Annotated in this window: 17 protein-coding genes; 12 read left to right on the plus strand and 5 right to left on the minus strand. The window is 64.3% G+C overall.

The window, feature by feature from the left end; translation table 11 throughout:
* Positions 1–42: 42 nt before the first annotated feature.
* Positions 43–552: a hypothetical protein gene (locus tag BMI87_RS16500; RefSeq protein WP_078522714.1), complete on the minus strand. Its 510-nt coding sequence runs from the start codon at positions 550–552 to the stop codon at positions 43–45.
* A 130-nt stretch (positions 553–682) separates the two neighbouring features.
* Here BMI87_RS16500 and BMI87_RS16505 point away from each other — a divergent pair, with 130 nt between their 5' ends.
* Positions 683–1639 (plus strand): glycosyltransferase family 8 protein, encoded by a 957-nt coding sequence (locus tag BMI87_RS16505; RefSeq protein ID WP_246832726.1) that lies wholly within the window; start codon positions 683–685, stop codon positions 1637–1639.
* A complete protein-coding gene (locus BMI87_RS16510; RefSeq protein WP_078522715.1) occupies positions 1636–2220 on the plus strand; it encodes a hypothetical protein in 585 nt (194 codons plus the stop codon). Before BMI87_RS16505 ends, BMI87_RS16510 begins: the two co-directional genes overlap by 4 nt.
* A 55-nt stretch (positions 2221–2275) precedes the next feature.
* Here the strand turns inward: BMI87_RS16510 and BMI87_RS16515 are convergent, their stop codons facing one another.
* From BMI87_RS16515 to BMI87_RS16525, 3 genes are all read right to left on the minus strand, one after another.
* The gene (locus BMI87_RS16515) at positions 2276–2584 is read right to left on the minus strand and encodes an H-NS family nucleoid-associated regulatory protein (RefSeq protein ID WP_078522716.1); all 309 of its coding nucleotides are present in this window, start codon (positions 2582–2584) and stop codon (positions 2276–2278) included.
* Positions 2585–2655: 71 nt separating this feature from the next.
* The gene (locus BMI87_RS16520) at positions 2656–3210 is read right to left on the minus strand and encodes an ActR/PrrA/RegA family redox response regulator transcription factor (protein ID WP_078522717.1); all 555 of its coding nucleotides are present in this window, start codon (positions 3208–3210) and stop codon (positions 2656–2658) included.
* A 64-nt stretch (positions 3211–3274) separates the two neighbouring features.
* On the minus strand, positions 3275–3937 hold the full coding sequence (locus tag BMI87_RS16525; protein ID WP_078522718.1) for an SCO family protein: 663 nt from the start codon (positions 3935–3937) through the stop codon (positions 3275–3277).
* Between the two features lie 105 nt (positions 3938–4042).
* On the opposite strand from BMI87_RS16525, the gene regB reads away from it, so the two are divergent.
* From regB to trxA, 8 genes are all read left to right on the plus strand, one after another.
* Positions 4043–5425 carry a sensor histidine kinase RegB gene (regB, locus tag BMI87_RS16530; protein WP_078522719.1) on the plus strand — a complete coding sequence of 461 codons (1383 nt, stop codon included), beginning with the start codon at positions 4043–4045 and terminating at the stop codon, positions 5423–5425.
* 100 nt (positions 5426–5525) lie between these two features.
* A complete protein-coding gene (locus BMI87_RS16535; RefSeq protein ID WP_078522720.1) occupies positions 5526–7130 on the plus strand; it encodes a PAS-domain containing protein in 1605 nt (534 codons plus the stop codon).
* A gap of 40 nt (positions 7131–7170) precedes the next feature.
* Positions 7171–7665 (plus strand): tRNA (adenosine(37)-N6)-threonylcarbamoyltransferase complex ATPase subunit type 1 TsaE, encoded by a 495-nt coding sequence (tsaE, locus tag BMI87_RS16540; RefSeq protein WP_078522721.1) that lies wholly within the window; start codon positions 7171–7173, stop codon positions 7663–7665.
* The gene (locus BMI87_RS16545) at positions 7658–8653 is read left to right on the plus strand and encodes an aminoglycoside phosphotransferase family protein (RefSeq protein WP_078522722.1); all 996 of its coding nucleotides are present in this window, start codon (positions 7658–7660) and stop codon (positions 8651–8653) included. The genes tsaE and BMI87_RS16545 overlap by 8 nt, the downstream gene beginning before the upstream one ends.
* Entirely contained in the window at positions 8629–9312 is a 684-nt protein-coding gene (locus BMI87_RS16550) for a nucleotidyltransferase family protein (RefSeq protein WP_078522723.1), read from the plus strand. The genes BMI87_RS16545 and BMI87_RS16550 overlap by 25 nt, the downstream gene beginning before the upstream one ends.
* Positions 9305–12256: a double-strand break repair protein AddB gene (addB, locus tag BMI87_RS16555; protein ID WP_078522724.1), complete on the plus strand. Its 2952-nt coding sequence runs from the start codon at positions 9305–9307 to the stop codon at positions 12254–12256. The genes BMI87_RS16550 and addB overlap by 8 nt, the downstream gene beginning before the upstream one ends.
* Positions 12253–15642: a double-strand break repair helicase AddA gene (gene addA / locus BMI87_RS16560; RefSeq protein WP_078522725.1), complete on the plus strand. Its 3390-nt coding sequence runs from the start codon at positions 12253–12255 to the stop codon at positions 15640–15642. The genes addB and addA overlap by 4 nt, the downstream gene beginning before the upstream one ends.
* Before the next feature lie 55 nt (positions 15643–15697).
* Entirely contained in the window at positions 15698–16018 is a 321-nt protein-coding gene (gene trxA, locus BMI87_RS16565) for a thioredoxin (RefSeq protein WP_078522726.1), read from the plus strand.
* A gap of 47 nt (positions 16019–16065) precedes the next feature.
* Here the strand turns inward: trxA and BMI87_RS16570 are convergent, their stop codons facing one another.
* Complete coding sequence (locus BMI87_RS16570; RefSeq protein ID WP_078522727.1) at positions 16066–16971, minus strand: hypothetical protein; 906 nt, start codon at positions 16969–16971, stop codon at positions 16066–16068.
* Between the two features lie 93 nt (positions 16972–17064).
* On the opposite strand from BMI87_RS16570, the gene hslV reads away from it, so the two are divergent.
* Complete coding sequence (gene hslV, locus BMI87_RS16575; RefSeq protein ID WP_078522728.1) at positions 17065–17622, plus strand: ATP-dependent protease subunit HslV; 558 nt, start codon at positions 17065–17067, stop codon at positions 17620–17622.
* Entirely contained in the window at positions 17615–18676 is a 1062-nt protein-coding gene (locus BMI87_RS16580) for a hypothetical protein (RefSeq protein ID WP_078522729.1), read from the plus strand. The genes hslV and BMI87_RS16580 overlap by 8 nt, the downstream gene beginning before the upstream one ends.

Here is an 18676-nt window from a genome sequence, read left to right on the forward strand (position 1 = left end):
GTAGCACCGGGACCGTAAAGCGGCAATGAACGCCGATCACGATCAGGTTGCGGGAAGAATCCCTTCACGATGCAGGAGCGCCACCGGGTTGTTTCCGCGTTTCCAGTCAGTGCCCGAGGACACGATGCAGGAGACGTTGTCGGCACGGGTATAGACCGCGGTCCAGGTGCCCATGATGCTCGAGGCGTAAAGCTCGACTTTCCGGTGATCGCCAAGCTGTTTCGTCATCGCGGGCTTTTCGGCAAAGTCGTGATTGAGCGAATCCACGAGCTTCGCGCGCTTGTCGCAATAGGGTTGATCGGGGCTTTGCGCCTCGCCGATCGCGGTGACGTCGTCGAAGGCCGACAGATCGCCATAGGGAATCTCGGACGGAATATTCTCCATCGGGCGACCGTCGCCCTCATAGCCATCCAGCATGACCTGCCGCGCCGATTCAGCTTGCGGGGCCGGTTGCACAGCCTCGTCGCTGCGTACGGCGGCGAGGGCGATGGTGGCGGGGATCGAGATAATCGCGATCCCGGCGGCAAAGAACGTAGTTTTCGAGGTCTGCATTTTGGCGTCCCCTTTTTCTCTCCGTGTCAAGCCAAGAACACACTGCGCGCAAAAATGTTCCTCAATATGTGGCGTTTACAGCTGCATTGGCTTTGGCTAGTCACAGATACGCGCTGCATGAGAGGGGCGAATGGAGATCAATCTGGCCTGTTCGAAACCTGCGCAGCACCGCTCTGCGATCGCGTTTTGCTGCGATGACGCTTACCTGCCTTATGCCGCGCATGCGGCGGGACAGATCGCGCAGCTTCACCCGGATCGGGATTTCGATATCTGCATCGTCAGCGCTGAGCCGGTGACGCTTCCGGCGTCGCTCGAAGGATTGAATCTGCGGCTGTGCAGTTTCGATCCCGAGCTGATATTTTCGGGTTTCTCGACCGATCGGGGACGCAGTTCGGCCATGTATATGCGCCTCATGCTGCCGAAGATTTTCGCGGATGATTATGATCGCATTCTCTATCTCGATGCCGATATTCACGTGGATGGCGGCGATCTTTCGCGGCTGCTGACGGTTGAACTCGGAGGGAAACCGGTCGGAGCAGTGCGAGACAATCCGCAATGGCGGACGCCGTCGCGGATGCCGGAAGATTTCAAGGATTTCGATCTAGAGAATGCCGCCTATTTCAATTCCGGCGTGCTGCTGATCGACGTGGCGAACTGGAATGCCCAAGGCATTCTCGACGCGGCGCTGAGTTTCGGGGAAAAGAACAGCGCCCGCCTGCGCCGGAATGATCAGACGCTTCTCAATTGCGTTCTCTATCGCAACTGGGCGGAGCTCAGCCCGATGTGGAACTGGCAATATACCCCTGCCTCGCGGCTGCATGAGGCGATGGTCAGCGCGCATATCGTGCATTTCATCGGCCCGTCGAAACCATGGAAAGCGCGACCGGAAACTCTGCCGCCGCGCTTTGGGCGGGGTTTGCGCCATTTCTGCGCCGCGCATTTCCCGGATCGTCGCTTCGATATTCCCGACGGCCCCGGACCGGGCAGCAAACTGATGACGAAAATGCTGGTTCGACATCTCATCAATCGAAACAAAATGGCGCGCTATCTCGCGCGCTTTCCCGACGACTATACGGTGATCACATGAAACGCGCTTGGCAAAGGATGCTTTCGGGGCGCAGGCTCGACTTGCTGGACCCGACGCCCGTCGATATCGAAATCGAGGATATCGCGCATGGTCTGGCTTTCGTGGCGCGTTGGAACGGGCAGACTTTCGGCGATTGGCCCTATTCCGTGGCCGAGCATTCGCTGCTGGTAGAGCAGATTTTCTGCCATCAGAATCCGAAGATCGCTGCGAAATGGAAATTGGCGGCGCTTTTGCACGATGCGCCGGAATATGTGCTGGGCGACATGATCAGCCCGGTAAAGGCGGCGATTGGTGAAGGCTATGGCACGCTCGATGATCGGCTGATCGCGGCGGTTCATATACGCTTTGGTCTACCCGCAGCGCTTCCGGTGCGAATCAAACGTGCGATCAAAAAGGCAGATATCATCTCGGCACGGTTGGAAGCCGAACAGATCGCCGGGTTTTCCAAGGCGGAGGCCGACAAGGTTTTCGGTAAGCTCGCGCCCGAATATGCCGAAACCTTTAAAATCCATCTGCGCCCGCCCTCGGAAGTGCGCGCGGATTATACCGCACGCCACGAGGCGCTTTTGTCAGAGCTGTAATACGAGCGCCTGCCATTTCGGCAGGCACTCGTATTCAAATATACTTATTTGTTTCTCAGATCTTTAGATCGTCGAGAGATTTGCCATTATCAAGCGCCGCTTGAACCCAACGCGGCTTGCGGCCACGACCGGTCCAGGTTTCGCTGGCATTGTCGGGATTGGCATATTTCGGCGGCACGGTGCGGCGCGGTTTGGCCGAACCCGATCCGGTCAACTCCGCCAGCGAATAGCCCATATCGCGGGCAGCGCGCTCAAGCTGATCGATCGCTTCTTTCTTCTTGCGATCCTCGTAGCCGGAGATCGCCTTGTCGACTTGCTTACGAAGAGCTTTCAGCTCGTCGAGGGACATATCATCGAGATTCATTTTAAAGCTCCGAATTGGATATCCGGAGCATTAAATAGAAACCTTAAATAAATAACAACCTGACCAAAACGTCAGCGGGGGCTTCGTTTAGCCAAAATCCGCTGAAGGGTCCGGCGATGCATATTTAGGCGGCGCGCGGTTTCCGAAACATTCCGGTCGCAAAGTTCGTACACCCGTTGAATATGTTCCCAGCGCACGCGATCAGCGCTCATCGGGTTTTCCGGCGGCGGCGGGGCAACCTCGCCTTTCGCCAATAGCGCATTTGTGACGTCGGTGGCATCGGCGGGTTTCGCGATATAATCGGTCGCGCCCATTTTTACGGCGGCCACGGCGGTCGCGATGGCCCCATATCCGGTCAGCACGACGATCCGCGCGTCCGCACGCTTTTCGCGCAGCGCCTCGACCACGTCGAGCCCGTTGCCATCCTCGAGCCGCAGATCGATCACCGCATAAGCGGGCGGGTTCGATTGCACGATCGCGCGGCCTGCGGCGACGGTTTCGGCGGTCTGGGTCTCGAAGCCGCGTTTCTCCATCGCGCGGGCCAGCCGCGTGAGAAACGGCAGATCATCATCGACGATCAGAAGCGATTTGTCCGACCCGATATCGGCGCTGATGTCTTCAGCCATTATCGTAACTCCCTCTCGCCGAGTTTGACGCTTGGATTTGTTTTAAGCTGTTGCGCTTGTTCGGTCAATTTCCGGCTGCGCCGTCGGGATTGGCCTTTTTCCACGCATCGACGAAACAGGAGACGCTGTCGGCCATCTGCTCGGGCGTGGTGTCGCGGTTGTAGTATTCCGCGAAGCCTGTGTCCGGGAAGACCAGATAGCTTTGGGTCGAGTGATCGATCAGCGTGTAGGGGTCGCCCGGGTCCTGCACTTTGAAATAGGTGCGGTATTCCTGCGAGACCTTCTTGATCTGCTCCGGCGTGCCGGTCAGCCCGATCATTTTCGGATGCATGAGATCGGTGAATTCCTTCAGCAGCTCGGGGGTGTCGCGTGCGGAATCGACCGAAATGAAGACCGGCGTCACCGAATAGCCGCGCTTTTCGAGAAGGCTTACGGCTTCGGCATTGCGCGCACTGTCGAGCGGGCAGACGTCCGGGCAATAGGTATAGCCGAAATAGAGAATGCTCGGCTCGGTGATGACATCCGTATTCGTCACTTCCTTGCCGTTCTCGTCGGTGAGGGTGAAAGGACCGCCGATTTCGCCTGCGCCGCCTGCGACGACGCTTTGCCGGCACTGCGCGAAAATATCGTCGTCATTGCTGCGGGTCGCGGCGAACCAGGTAACGCCCAGGCCGATGACCACGATCGCGGTCGCGGCGGCAGCGGAAATTTTCGCAATACGGTTCATATTGTCACTCCTCTCACGGCTGCATTGATCGCGCGGCGGGCGCCGATTATCAATGCTTTCATGCCGCCAATTCCGGCGATGTGCGCTTTGGACGCGGGAGACGACATGGCTCAACGCCTCGAGGCCCAACCCGGCCCGGCCGAGATTCACCACGACTGGGTGCGCCTCCGGACGCTGATCTTCCTGCGCTGGACGGCAATTGTGGGTCAGCTCGGCGCAATCTTCGTCGCCTATTTCGTCTATGATATCGCGCTGGATCTGGCGCTGTGCCTTGCCACGGTCGCGGCGGCGATTGCAGCCAACCTTGTGGCGATTTTCCTGTTTCCCGACACCAAGCGCCTGACCCAGCCCGAGGCGGCGGCGACGCTGATGTTCGACATGGCGCAGCTTGCGCTACTGCTGTCGATCACGGGTGGGATGAACAATCCCTTCGCGCTGCTCATTCTTGTGCCGGTCACGATAGCGGCCACCGCGCTGGAGCGCTCTGCGACGATCCTGCTGGGGCTTGCGACGATGGTGATGATCTCGATCGTCGCCGTGGTCTATCTGCCGCTGGTCAGCAAGACCGGCGAGGTGATCGCCGTGCCCGACGTCTTCGAATTCGGCTACTGGCTGTCGATCATCATCGGCGTGGCCTTCCTTGGCGCTTATGCACATAAGGTGGCGAGCGAGGTGCGCTCCATGGGCGACGCGTTGCGCGCGACGCAGCTCGCCCTGACGCGCGAGCAAAAGCTGACCGATCTGGGCGGGGTCGTCGCCGCGGCGGCGCATGAGCTGGGCACGCCGTTGGCGACGATCAAACTGGTGAGTTCGGAGCTGGCCGACGAGCTCGAAGACAGCCCCGACCTGCGCGACGATGCGCTCTTGATCCGCGAGCAGGCCAATCGGTGCCGCGACATTCTCCATTCGATGGGCCGGGTCGGGAAAGACGACCTGCATATGCGGACCGCGCCCATCGTCGCCGTTCTGCGCGAAGCGGCGGACCCGCATCTGGAGCGCGGGATCGAAATTCACTTCGATGCCCATCCCATCGTCGAGGGGCTGGAGCGGCAGCCGACGATCTACCGCTATCCCGAACTGATCCACGCGCTTCGCAATTTCATCCAGAACGCCGTCGATTTCGCGCACTCCACGGTTTGGGTCGAAGCGGAATGGGACGATGAAGAGATCACTGTGCGGATCAGCGACGACGGCAAAGGCTATCCGACGAGCGTGCTCAACCGGATCGGCGATCCCTTCCTGCAACCGCGTGCGAATGCGGCGGAGCGCAAGGGCTATGAGGGGATGGGGCTTGGCGTTTTCATCGCGAAGACCCTGATCGAGCGGACCGGCGGGCGGCTCACCTTCTCGAATGGTGACGCGCCCTTCGCGCCCGGCGCCGCGACGCCCGCGCGCTCCGGTGCGGTTGTGGAAGTCGTCTGGCCTGCGTCGCGCCTTCTGGCGCGGGACGATGCAGGTCTTGGGCTGAATCAGCCGATCGCGGTCTGATCGCCTTCACCTCTCTTATCGCATCTCCAGCGAAGTTAACGCTGAGTTAACGAATCTTTCGCACCCTCGGCCTGGGGACAGGTTTGAAAGGCCGAAAGACATGACGACTGCATGGCTCGAGGCGACGATGATCGCGCTTACCTCGGTGGGCGCGGCCTTGGTCGCGTTGCTGCTGACATGGCTCGCCGTGGGCCGCGCGCCCGGGCGCAGGCTGCCCCCCGCTGCGCGAGAGGACATCGAAGAGGTGGCCTTCCTGTTCGATGACGAGGCGCTTGTGGATGCAACGCCCCCCGCGCGGCGCCTGCTGGAATCGATGCCCATCGGGGCGAGCGATTGGACGCGCTTCACCGCGTTCGCCGCGCCGCGCTTTCCCGAATTTCAGTCCCGCATCGGCCAGCTCGCCGATCTCGGGCGGCTTGAGATGACCGAGGTTGCGAGTGCCACCGACAAGCCCCGGCTCCGCCTCACCGTCGAGAATTTCAACGGTCTGGCGCGGATCACCCTCGTCGATCCCGAAGGGGAGGGGCAGGGCCAGCGCATCGACAGTCTCTCTTTCCGGGCGATGGAAGACGAATTGGAGATGATGCGCACGACACTCGACCGCTCGCCGGTTCTGATCTGGCGGACCGAGAAGGGGGGTGAGTTGAGCTGGGCAAACAGAGCCTATCTTGTGCGCGCAGGGGCCTTCGATGCAGGCGAAGAAGGGTTTGGATGGCCGCTGCCGAGCCTGTTCACGCTGCCGCCCGACGCATTCGACGGGGGCGGGCCGCATCGTCTGGAAATCGGCCGAGCCTCACAAAACGCCTCGGACACCGCGGCATGGTTCGGCTGTCACTCCGTCGTTCTCGAACGCGGTACGCTGCATTTCGCCCTCCCCGCCGACGCCGCCGTGCGGGCCGAGAAGGCGCTGCGCGATTTCGTGCAGACCCTGACCAAGACCTTCGCCGACCTGCCGATCGGGCTCGCGATTTTCGACCGGGATCGACAGCTGCGGCTGTTCAATCCCGCGCTGAGCGACCTTCTGCAGCTCGGGCCGGAATTCCTCGCCACGCGTCCGACGCTCTACGCCTTTCTCGACAGGCTGCGCGAAACCAAGATGATGCCCGAGCCGAAGGATTACCGAAGCTGGCGGCAGGAAATGACCGAGCTGGAGCAGGCCGCCGCCTCCGGGTTTCACGCCGAAACCTGGAACCTGCCCGGCGGGCAGACCTATCGCGTCACCGGACGCCCGCATCCCGATGGCGCGGTGGCGTTCCTGTTCGAGGATATTTCGTCGGAAACGTCTCTAACCCGGCAGTTTCGCGGCGAAATCGAGATGGCTCAGGAGGTGTTCGACCGGGTCGGCGACGCGATCGCGGTGTTCCGCCCCTCGGGCGAATTGGCGATGGCGAATGCCGCCTATGGCGCGCTCTGGGGGGTCGAGCCGGAGGCGACGCTGGGCCGGGTGACCCTGCTCGACGCGGTGAAGCAATGGCAGGCGCGTGCCGAACCCAGCGCTTTCTGGTCGTGGCTGCAAAATCTCGCCCGGGAAATCGGCGCGCGCGAGAACCTGACCGAAGAGATCACCCTGCTCGACGGGCGGCACGTGACCTGCAAACTCGAGACGCTTTCGGGCGGGGCGTTCCTCCTGCGATTCAGCGCTCGGGACACCGCCGGCAAGCCGCCGCCACGTCAGACGGGCAGCGCCGTCGCGCAGCAAGGCTAGCCGCTTGGCAAAGGGGCGATCGGCGCGCTAGAACCGAGCCATGCCCGCGCCGACGCACGCCCCCGTTTCCAGCGAAATGCCCTGCCTCGATCTCCCCGATCCCGAGGCGACCGAGCGGCTTGGCGCGCTCTTCGCCGAATTCGCCGGGCCGGGCGATGTGCTGCTGCTCGACGGTCAGATCGGCGCCGGAAAGACCCATTTCGCGCGCGCCCTGATCCAGACGCGGCTCGGCGTGGCCGAGCATGTGCCCTCGCCGACCTTCACGCTGGTCCAGACCTACGAGGCCGATTGCGAAATCTGGCATGCCGATCTCTATCGGCTCACCGATCCCGACGAGGTTCTCGAGCTCGGGCTGGATGCGGCCTTCGACTCTGCGATCTGCCTGATCGAATGGCCCGACCGGCTCGGCTCGGCCGCGCCGAAAGGGGCACTTCGGCTGCGTTTCGAGCAAACCGAAGAGGGCGCGGCGCGAAGGGTCTGTTTCGAGACGAATACGCCTCTTTCGCGGCAGGTTCTGGAGGCGTGGGATGGTTAACGAAGCCGAGATCCAAAGCTTCCTCACCGCCGCCGGGTGGCACGACGCCAGCCGCCGCCCGCTCGCCGGAGATGCCTCGGCCCGCAGTTACGAACACCTGACCCGCGGCGCAGATCGCGCCGTCTTGATGAAAGCGCCCGACGGGGCCGAGATCGCCCGCTTCACCCGCATTGGCGATTGGCTCGCCGAGGCCGGTTTTTCCACGCCGAACGTGCTCGCGCGCGACGATAAATCTGGCCTGCTGCTGCTCGAAGATTTCGGCGATGCCCTCGCGGCTCGCCACCTCGACGCGACGCCCGATGACGAGCCTGCGCTCTATGCACTGATCACCGAGTTTCTCGCCGATCTGCCCCGCCATGCGCCGCCGGAGGATCTGCCGCTGCTGGATGGTCCCGCGCTCGCCGACCTGCTGGATTTGGTGCCCGAGTTCTACCCCTGCACTGACCGGGCTGCCGCGGATGCGCTCCAGAAGGCGATCGCCAAAAAATTCGACACTTTTCCGGCGTGGAAGCCGGTCCTTTGCCTGCGCGATTTTCATGCGGAGAACATTATTTTGCTGGATCGCCCGGGGCTGCGCCGCCTCGGGCTTCTCGACTACCAGGACGCGCTGCGCGCCCATCCCGTATATGATCTGGTCTCCGCGCTGCAGGATGCCCGCCGCGATGTGAGCCCGCAGGTCGAGACAGCCGAGATCGCCCATTACTGTGCGCTGACCAAGACCGATCCGACCACGTTCCGCCTCGCCTACGGTCTGCTTGGCCTGCAACGCGCGCTGCGGATCCTCGGGATCTTCGCACGGCTGACCATTCGAGACGGGAAGCCCCAATATCTTGAGTATATGCCCCGCGTTTACGGTTATATCTCGCGTAACCTCGCCGATCCCGCGCTTGCCGATCTGGCGGAGCTGTTCCACGCCGCCTATCCTGCGCCCGACCCGAATTTGATTGCTGATTTGAGACGAAAATGCCCGACCAGCCCGACGCCTTGATGCTCTTCGCCGCCGGTTTCGGCACGCGCATGGGCGCGCTGACGCAAACCCGGCCCAAGCCGATGATCGAGGTCGCCGGGCGTCCGCTGATCGATCACGCGCTCGATCTTGCCCGGGCGGGCGGGGCGCGGCGGCTCGTGGCCAATGTGCATTACCTCGCCGATCAGGTGGTCGCGCATCTGGCCGGGCAGGACGTCGCGATCTCGGACGAGCGCGACGAGATTCTGGAAACCGGCGGCGGGCTGCGTAAGGCGCTGCCGCTGCTTGGCGACGGCCCGGTGATGACGCTCAACACCGATGCGGTCTGGAGTGGCGAGAACCCCGTGGCCCGGCTGCGCGAGGCGTGGCGGCCCGACGAGATGTCGGCGCTTCTGATGCTGGTGAGGCCCGAAAATGCACGCGGACATGCGGGCGCGGGCGATTTCACGATGGACGAGACCGGCCGCCTGACGCGCGGGCCGGGCTATATCTATACCGGTGCGCAGATGCTGAATCCCGCTGGAATAGGGTCTATTTCCGAGCGGAGCTTCTCGCTGAACATCCTGTGGGATGAGGTGATTGCGGCGGGGCGCGTCTTCGGTCTCGTGCATGACGGGGGGTGGTGCGATGTCGGGCGACCCGAGTCCATTCCGCTGGCCGAGGCGATGCTCGATGAGTGAGGACACCGCCTCCGTCTATGCCCTCCCGCCCGGCGTCGATTTCCCCCGCGCCCTGGTTTCTGGCCTGCGCGCGCGCTTTGCCGACCAGCCGCCCGAGGCGCTGGCCCGGGTCACGCTCTATCTCAACTCCGGGCGTATGCGTCGCCGCGTGCGGGAGGTCTTTCTCGAAAGCGGCGCGCTCTATCTGCCGCGGCTCCTGCTGGTGAGCGATCTCGGGGCCGATCCGCTTGCGGGTCTGCCGCTGCCGGTGCCCCCGCTGCGCCGCAAGCTCGAACTGGCCCAGTTCGTCGAACAACTCACCCGCGCCATGCCCGAATTCGAGGCGGGCGCGAGCCAATTCGCGCTCGCCGAGAGCCTGTATTCCCTCCTCGCCGAGATGCAGAGCGAGGGTGTCCATATCGACGATCTCGACCAGTTGGAACTGACCGAGACCCACGCCCGCCACTGGCAGGAGAGCCTGCGTTTCATCCGGATCATCTCGCGCTATTTCGACAACGATGCCGAGCTGGACCGCGAGAGCCGCCAGCGGATGGTCGTGGAGGCGGTGATCGAGCGTTGGCGCGAAAGCCCGCCCGCGGATCCGGTGATCGTCGCAGGCTCGACCGGTTCGCATGGGGCGACCTCGCTCTTCATGCAGGCGGTCGCGCGGTTGGAAAACGGGTCGATCGTGCTCCCCGGGTTCGACCGCGACATGACCCAAGCGGCGTGGGATAGTCTCTATTCCGGCCCGTTTCCGCTCGAAGACCACCCGCAGTTCCGCTATCGCAGCTTGCTCGACAAGCTCGGGCTTTCGGCGGAGGACCTCGTAGATTGGGACCAAATCACCGCGCCGGACCCGGGCCGCAACCGCCTCCTTTCGCTCGCGCTGCGGCCGGCGCCGGTCACCGATCAATGGCGGCGCGAAGGCGCTGGGCTGGGGCCGCTCGTTCCGGCCTGTCAGGGGCTGTCGCTGATCGAAGCGCGCGATCCGCGCCATGAGGCGCTGTCGATTGCGCTTGCGCTGCGCGACGCGGTCGAGCGGGGCGTCAGTTCGGCTCTGATCACGCCCGATCGCCTTCTGGCGCGCCGCGTGTCGGCGGCGCTCGACCGGTGGGGGATCGTGCCGGACGACAGTGCGGGGCAGCCGCTGCAGCAGACTGCGCCGGGCCGGTTCCTGCGGCAGATCGCGGCGATGCGGGCGCGTCCGGTCGGGATCGCCGATCTGATCGCGCTGCTGAAGCATCCGCTGACCGCGACCGGCGAGGAAGAGCGGGGGCCGCATCTGCGCAATACGCGGGAGCTGGAGCTGCGCCTGCGCCGCTATGGGCCCGCGTTCCCGGATCGCGAGAGTCTTACGAAATGGGCAGAGAAAGACCCTGACTCGCGGGAATCCTGGGCGCAGTGGCTCTGCGATATTCTAGAGGATTTCGCGGCACCTCCCGCGGCCGCGCTGACAGATCACGTGGAACAGCACTTCCGGCTCGCCGAACGGGTCGCCGCCGGACCCAGTGCCGCGCAGGACACCAGCGAGCTGTGGCGCGAGGCGGCGGGCCGTGAAGCGCGTCGCCTGATGGAAGACCTGCGCAGTCAGTCCGGCTTCGGCGGGCATCTCGGCGCGCTCGATTACGCCGATCTGGTTAATCGACACCTTCAGAGCGGGCTCGTGCGGCAGACGCTCGCTGCGCATCCGCTGATCGCGATCTGGGGGACGCTGGAAGCGCGCGCGCAGGGAGCCGAGCTGGTGATCTGTGGCGGGCTGAACGAGGGAAGCTGGCCCGAAGCGCCCGCGCCCGATCCGTGGTTCAGCCGTCAAATGCGGCTGGAATCGGGTCTATTACTGCCCGAACGGCAGGTCGGCCTCTCGGCGCATGACTTCCAGCAGGCGGTTGCCGGGCCGCAGGTGATACTGTCGCGCTGTGCGCGCGATGCGGAGGCGCAGACGATCCCGTCGCGCTGGCTCAATCGTCTCTTGAATCTAGTGGACGGCCTGCCCGATCAAGGCGGCACCGAGGCGCTGGAAGAAATGCGCGGGCGCGGCAAGCGCTGGCTCGATCTGGCGGATGCGCTCGAGACGCCGCGGATCACGCTCGAGCCCGCCAAACGCCCGTCGCCCCGCCCGCCGGTCGATGTGCGCCCGCGCGAATTGCCGGTCACCGCGATCGAGACCCTGATCCGCGACCCCTATGATATCTACGCGAAGCGCATTCTGAAGCTGCGCGCCCTCGATCCGCTGCGCCCCGAACCCGACGCTTTGCTGCGTGGGCAGGTGCTGCACCAGATCGTCGAAACCTTCGTGAAGACCTATGACGAGACCGCCACAATCGAGGCGGCGCAGGCACGTCTGATGGAGATCGCCGAGGAGGTGATGCTCCGTGAAATTCCGTGGCCAAGTGCGCAGCGCATCTGGCTCGCGCGGGTCCGAGGGATCGCCGAGACATTCTGCCGGGCCGAGGCCGAGCGTCGCGCGCAGGGCGCACCCATGGTGGTGGAGAAAAAAGGCTCTGTTTCACTGGAAAACCCGATTTTCACGCTCACCGCAAAGCCCGACCGGATCGACATTCTCGAAGACGGGCGCGCATGGATCTACGACTACAAGACCGGCACGCCGCCTTCCGAGCGGGAGGTGATGGCCTTCAACAAGCAGATGCTTCTGGAGGCTGCGATGGTCGGGCGCGGGGCCTTCGAGGCGATCGGGCCGCGCGAGGTCGCGGGCATGTCCTATGTGCGGCTCGGCGGCGACGGCGCCACCACGCAGATCAAGGGCAAATCCGGGGATCGCAGCGAGACGCCCGAAGAGAGCTGGGAGAAATTCCGCAAACTGATCGCGCGCTATTTCGAGCCGACGCAGGGCTTCACCGCGCGGCGCGCCCCGCAGAAGGCCCGCGCGCGGACGGATTACGATCAGGTCTCGCGCTTCGGGGAATGGGATGTCACCGATGAAGCCGAGGGGGAGGACGTGTCATGACCCATCCAGCCAGCCTCAGACAGCATCAGGCCTCGCAACCGGACAGCTCGGTCTGGCTCGCCGCGAATGCGGGCTCGGGCAAGACCAAGGTGCTCACCGACCGCGTCGCGCGCATGCTTTTGGCCGGAACAGAGCCTCAACGCATTCTGTGCCTGACCTACACGAAGGCCGCCGCGGCGGAGATGCAGAACCGACTGCTCGGGCTTTTGGGCGGCTGGGCGATGATGGACGAGGCAAAGCTGCGCGAGAAGCTAAGGGCGCTGGGTGCCGATGAGGCGCTCTCTGCCGAGGATCTGGCGAAAGCGCGGCGGCTGTTCGCCAAGGCGATCGAGACGCCGGGCGGGCTGAAGATCCAGACCATTCACGCCTTCTGCGCGGGGCTGCTGCGCCGCTTCCCGCTTGAGGCGAAAGTCTCGCCGGGCTTTTCCGAGATGGACGACCGCGCCGGCGAATTGATGCGCGAGGATATCCTCGAGGAGATCGCGACTGGCCCGGATTGCGACCGGCTCGATGCGTTGCTCGGCGTCTATTCCGGTGAAGATCTGACATCACTCGCAGCCGATATAAGCCGGAATAGGGTCGGTTTTGCAGGCGATCTGGGCTTGCCCGATCTGCTGGAAGCCTATGATCTGCCGCGGGACATGACCGAAGAGGCGCTGCTGTCTGAGGTCTTCGACGATGACGATCTGAAGATGATCCGCGAGGTCGCGCCTGCGTTCCTTGCAAGCTCCAAGAACGATCAGCGCGTCGGCGCAGGGTTGACGGCGGCGCGCACCCGCGATCTGGACGCTGTGCAGGCTCTGGAAGACGTGCTTTGCGTCAAGAAACCGAAGGACGGCCCGCCCTATCAGCCCAAGCTCGACAAGGTTGCCACCAAGGCGCTCGCCAAGGCGTTGGGCGACGGCACGATGGCGGCGCTGTCCGATCTGTCCGAGCGCGTCTCCGAGAACCGTCCCCGCCGCCTCGCTTTCGTCGCGGCCAAGCGCGCCCATGCGTTGCACCGGTTCGCGCAGGTCTTCCTGCCGCGGCTCGACGCCTATAAGGCCGCGCGCGGCTGGCTCGATTTCGACGACTTGATCGACCGCGCTGCGGCGCTCCTGGATGAGCCGTCTGTGGCGCAATGGGTGCTGTTCCGCCTCGATGGCGGGATCGACCATATCCTTGTCGACGAGGCGCAGGATACCAGCCCCCGGCAATGGCGGGTGATCGAGCGGATCGCCGAGGAATTCACCTCCGGCGAAGGCGCGCATAAGGGCGAACGCACGCTGTTTGTGGTCGGCGATCGCAAGCAGTCGATCTATTCCTTCCAGGGGGCCGATCTTCAGCAATTCGAGGAAATGCGGGCCCATTTCGCCCGAAAATTTGCGGATATCGGTCGCGCGCTTTCTCCGCTGGAGCTGGAGCATTCCTTCCGATCGTCCGCCGCCGTGCTGCGTTCCGTGGACCTCGCTTTTGCACGCGGGGCCGAGCAGGGCTTGGGCGGCGCACCCTCGCATATCGCCTTCCACGAGGCGCTTCCGGGCCGCGTCGATCTGTGGCCCGCGATCGAGTCGGTGAAGACGGAGGACGAGGACGATTGGGAGAGCCCGGTCGATCTGACGAGCGCGGAATCGGCGATTTCCCAGCTGTCGCGTATGATCGCCGCCGAGATTTCCGCGATGATCGCGCAGGGGGTGCAAATCCCCGATCACGAGGCGCCCGGCGGCGCGCGCCCGGTGCATGAGGGCGATTTCCTGATCCTGGTGCGGCGTCGCTCGGAGCTGTTTTCCGAGATCATCCGCGCCTGCAAGTCTATCGGCCTTGCGGTGGCGGGGGCGGATCGCCTGAAGCTCGGGGCGGAGCTTGCCGTGCGCGATATCCGCTCGCTGCTGAGCTTCCTCGCGACGCCCGAGGACGATCTGTCGCTGGCGGAGGCATTGCGCTCGCCGCTTCTGAACTGGTCCGAGCAGGAGCTTTACCAACTCGCGCAACCCCGGAAGGGCTATCTCTGGGAGGCGCTCCGCCGTGGCGAGATGCGCCCCGACACGCAGGAGATGCTGAAAGATCTGCGCGACAATTCCGATTTCCTGCGGCCCTTCGAGCTGATCGAACGCCTGCTGACCCGGCATGGCGGGCGCGAGCGGCTTCTGGCGCGGCTTGGGCCCGAGGCGGAGGACGGGATCGACGAGCTGATCTCGCAGGCGCTGGCGTTCGAGCGCAATGAAGTGCCGAGCCTGACCGGGTTCCTCGGCTGGCTCGATGCGGATGACGTGCAGGTGAAACGGCAGCTGGACGGGGCAGGGCGCGCGATCCGGGTGATGACGGTCCACGGCTCGAAAGGGCTGGAAGCGCCGATCGTGATATTGCCCGATACGGCGAAGAAAAAAGAGCCTAATCCGCCTAAAATCCTGCGTTTGGACGATGGTGTCGCTGGGCTGCGGCAACCCGCGCCGGACGCGCCCGAGGCCCAGATTTCCGCCGCAGGAAAAGAGACGACTGCCCGCACGGAAGAGGCGCAACGGCTTCTCTACGTCGCGATGACGCGGGCGGAGAAATGGCTGATCGTGGCGGCAGCGGGCGAGGTCGGCGAAGGCGACGAGACCTGGTATAGCCGGATGAAATCGGGCCTCGAAGCCGCGGGAACCGAGGACGTCACAGGGCTTTCCAAGCCGTTGCAGGAGCTGGGTGCGTTCCCCCGCCACGCGACCGGCGCATGGCCGGTGAACGCAGTTGCGCCAGCGGCTGCGCTGGAAGTCACGCGACTGGATCTGCCCGCGTGGAGCCTCACGCCCGCCGCTGCCGTCGAGCCGCCGCCGCGCCCGCTTTCGCCCTCGGATCTGGGCGGGGCGAAGGCTCTGTTCGGCGATGGCGAGACGATGGACGAAGACGAGGCGCTGCGTCACGGGCGCAACCTGCACCGGCTTCTCGAACATCTGCCGGAACGGCCGCGCGACCAGTGGGAAGACCTTGCCGAACTCTTGTTGTCCGAGGGCGAAGATGCCCTGCTTCCGGGTGAAATAGAGCCTGTTTTGGCCGAAGCGATCCGCGTTCTCGAAGCGCCGGGCATGGCGGCGTGGCTGGGCCCGGATTGTCTGGCGGAGGTCGAACTCACTGCCGCGCTGGAGGAATTCGGCGGCCAGCGGATTCACGGCTTCATCGACCGTCTGCGGATCGATGCCGAGGGTGTTCACGTGCTCGACTACAAATCCAACCGCATTGTCCCCGCGTCGCCCGATCAGGTGCCCGAAGGGATCGTGCGACAGATGGCCGCCTATCGCGCGGCACTGCGGCAAATTCACCCCGGACGCAGCATCACCTGCGCGATCCTGTGGACACAGGACGGAACGATCATGCCGCTCGCAGATGCACAGCTAGACGGGAGCTTGCGCACGCCCACTGTATCTTGACGCCGACGGGGGCGGAACTTACCTTCCTTGCCGACCCAATATTCAGGAGGCTGACATGGCTACCGTTGCTGTTACCGACGCCACTTTCGACGAAGAAGTGCGCAAGTCCGACGTTCCCGTCGTGGTGGATTTCTGGGCTGAATGGTGCGGCCCCTGCCGCATGATCGGCCCGTCGCTCGAAGAGATTGCCCAGGAAATGTCGGGCAAGATCAAGGTCGTGAAAGTGAACGTCGACGAGAACCCCGACAGCCCGGCGACGCTGGGCGTGCGCGGCATCCCCGCCCTGTTCCTGTTCAAGGATGGCGAGGTCGTCTCGAACAAGATCGGCGCGGCCCCTAAAGCGGCGCTGCAAAGCTGGATCAACGAATCGATCTGATCTGCGGATCAGGTTTGACGGAAAAGGGCGCCCTCGGGCGCCTTTTTTCATATCGGCCAGCCGAAATGGCGCAGCCTTGCGCGCAACCGGTCTTCGAACTCCGGGCGGCCCGCGTTCAGCGATTGCAGCTGCAGGAACCAATAGAGGTAGCGGGCGACTGGCGGGGTCTCGCGCAGTTTGGCGAAGGCGTCCTCGACCCCGTCGCGCGGCACCGATCCCGCGATGTGGTGGAAATCCGACAGGCCGAACAGGATCGCCGGTTTGCGCAGGAAGAACCCTTCGAGGGCGAGCGCGCTGTTTTGCGTGGCAATGAAGCGGCAGCGGCGGAGCAGCTCGGGCGAGCCCCCGGACTGGAAACGAAAGCGCGGGTGACGGGCCGCGATCGCCTCCAGCGCCTCGATTTCGCGCGCTGTGTAGTCCTCGCGCGGATGCAGCGTGGCCACGACCGGGCCGGAATGACGCGCCAGAACCTCCTCGATCATCTGCACCGGGCTCACCGCCTGAAACGAGCGGTGATCCAGCAGCCGCCCTTGCAGCGGAATGAAGGCCAGATCCTCCTGATCGGACGGTTTTACGCCGGGATAGAGCCTGTTTCGCGTGGAAAAGAAGAACTGCGCGGCGGCGTCCCCGTCCACCTCATCGGCATTGAAGGCCGCCTGAGCGACTGGCCAATCCCACCGCTCCGCCTCCGCCTCCACATGCCAGAACGCGCCGACATAGGTCCGTCGGCAGGTCAGCGCCCGCGCATGGGTCGGCGGTTCCATCCGGTAAAGCGCATAGCCCTCGCGCGCAGGGGCCGCCGCGCGCGCCTCCGCACCTGTCCGATGCAGGCTGACGGTCCAATCCGCCGCTTTCACCGCCCCGATCAGCCGCTTGAAGAAATTGTGTTCACCGGCCCGGACCTGCTCCAGAATCCAGTCGTCGAGATAGATCGAAAGGTGCTGCGCGCTCATGCGGTGACGCTAGCCGCAGGCTCACGCACCGGCAAGCGGGGTTGCAGCCTCGGCCTGCGGGTTACATATCTTTGGCGCAAACGGAGGACTAACATGGCCGAAGAGAAATTCCCGGGCTGGCACGGCACGACGATCATCGGCATCCGCAAGGGTGGTAAAGTGGTGGTCGCGGGCGACGGGCAGGTCAGCCTTGGCCAGACCGTCATCAAGGGTTCGGCGCGCAAGGTGCGCCGACTGAGTCCCGGCGGTCACGACATCGTGGCGGGCTTTGCAGGCTCGACCGCGGATGCGTTCACCCTGCTGGAGCGGCTCGAGAAGAAGCTCGAAGCCTCGCCCGGTCAGCTGATGCGCGGCTGCGTGGAGCTGGCGAAGGATTGGCGCATGGACAAATACCTGCGCAATCTCGAAGCGATGCTGATCGTGACAGATGGCAAGGATCTCTATGTCCTGACCGGCGCGGGTGACGTGCTGGAGCCGGAACACGGCATCGCCGCGATCGGCTCGGGCGGCAATTTCGCCCTCGCCGCGGCGCGCGGGCTGATGGAAACCGATCTCGACGCCGAGGCGGTCGCGCGCAAGGCGATGGCGATCGCGTCGGACATCTGCGTCTACACCAACGGCAACCTGACGGTGGAGAGCATCGGTGGCTGAGCTGACGCGCGACGATCTGCGCGCGGCGGTCGCGGCTGGCCATATCAACGAGGCGCAGGCCGCGTCCGTGATGGCGCTGGCGAGCAACCGTCTCGCCGGTCGCGCGGCTTTGCCCGCCGAGGACGAACCCTTCGAGCTGTTCAAAGGCTTCGCCGAGATCTTCGTGACCGTCGGCCTCGGCATCCTGATCACCGGGTCGTTCGGCTTCCTCCTCTTTGCGGGCGGCAAGCTGGGTTACGCGATGCTGATCCCGCTGATTGCGCTGCTGGGGGAATATTTCACCCGCAAGCGCCGGATGGTGCTGCCTTCGATCCTGCTGACGCTCACGCTGGGCGGGGCGGTGCTGGCGAGCTTCCTTGGCATTCCGATCCTCGGGATGCGCTTTGTCACCGAAGACCCGAACTTCGATCTCGCGCTGGTCGCGACCGCCGTTGCGCTGATCGCGTGGTTCCTGCGCTACCGGGTGCCGTTCTCGATGTTCCTCGTGGGGCTGTGCGGGCTGGGCCTGCTTTTGTCCTTCGCGAAGGGCTTCGACCCCGAAGCGCCGATTTCGCAGACGGTCGATCTGTTCGATCTGTCGAACGGCTCGGCGCTGTCGCTCGCGATGCTGGTCTTCGGGCTCTTGGCACTCGCAGGCGGCATCTGGTTCGACATGCGCGACCCGCATCGTCTGGGCCGACAATCGGCCTCGGGCTTCTGGCTGCATGTTCTGGCGGCGCCTGCGCTGGTGAACACGCTAGCGCTGACCTTCTACAAGATGGGGCCAGGGACGGGCTATGTGCTGCTGCTCGCCACGTTGGCCGTCTTTGCCGCACTGGCGCTGATCATCGACCGGCGCTCCTTCTTCACGGCCGGGATCGGTTACATGATCTTTCTAAGCTTCTACGCTTTCGGCGACGCCGCCGATCCGCGCAGCTGGTGGATCACGCTGATCCTGATCGGCCTGTTTCTCACCGCGCTCGGCTCCTTCTGGACCGAGCTGCGCACGCGCCTGATGCGCGCGCTTCCCAATTTCCCCGGCAAGCACCGCCTGCCGCCCTATGCCACGGAGTAA

This window comes from Thioclava sp. F28-4, from assembly GCF_002020045.1.
Lineage (GTDB): Bacteria > Pseudomonadota > Alphaproteobacteria > Rhodobacterales > Rhodobacteraceae > Thioclava > Thioclava sediminum.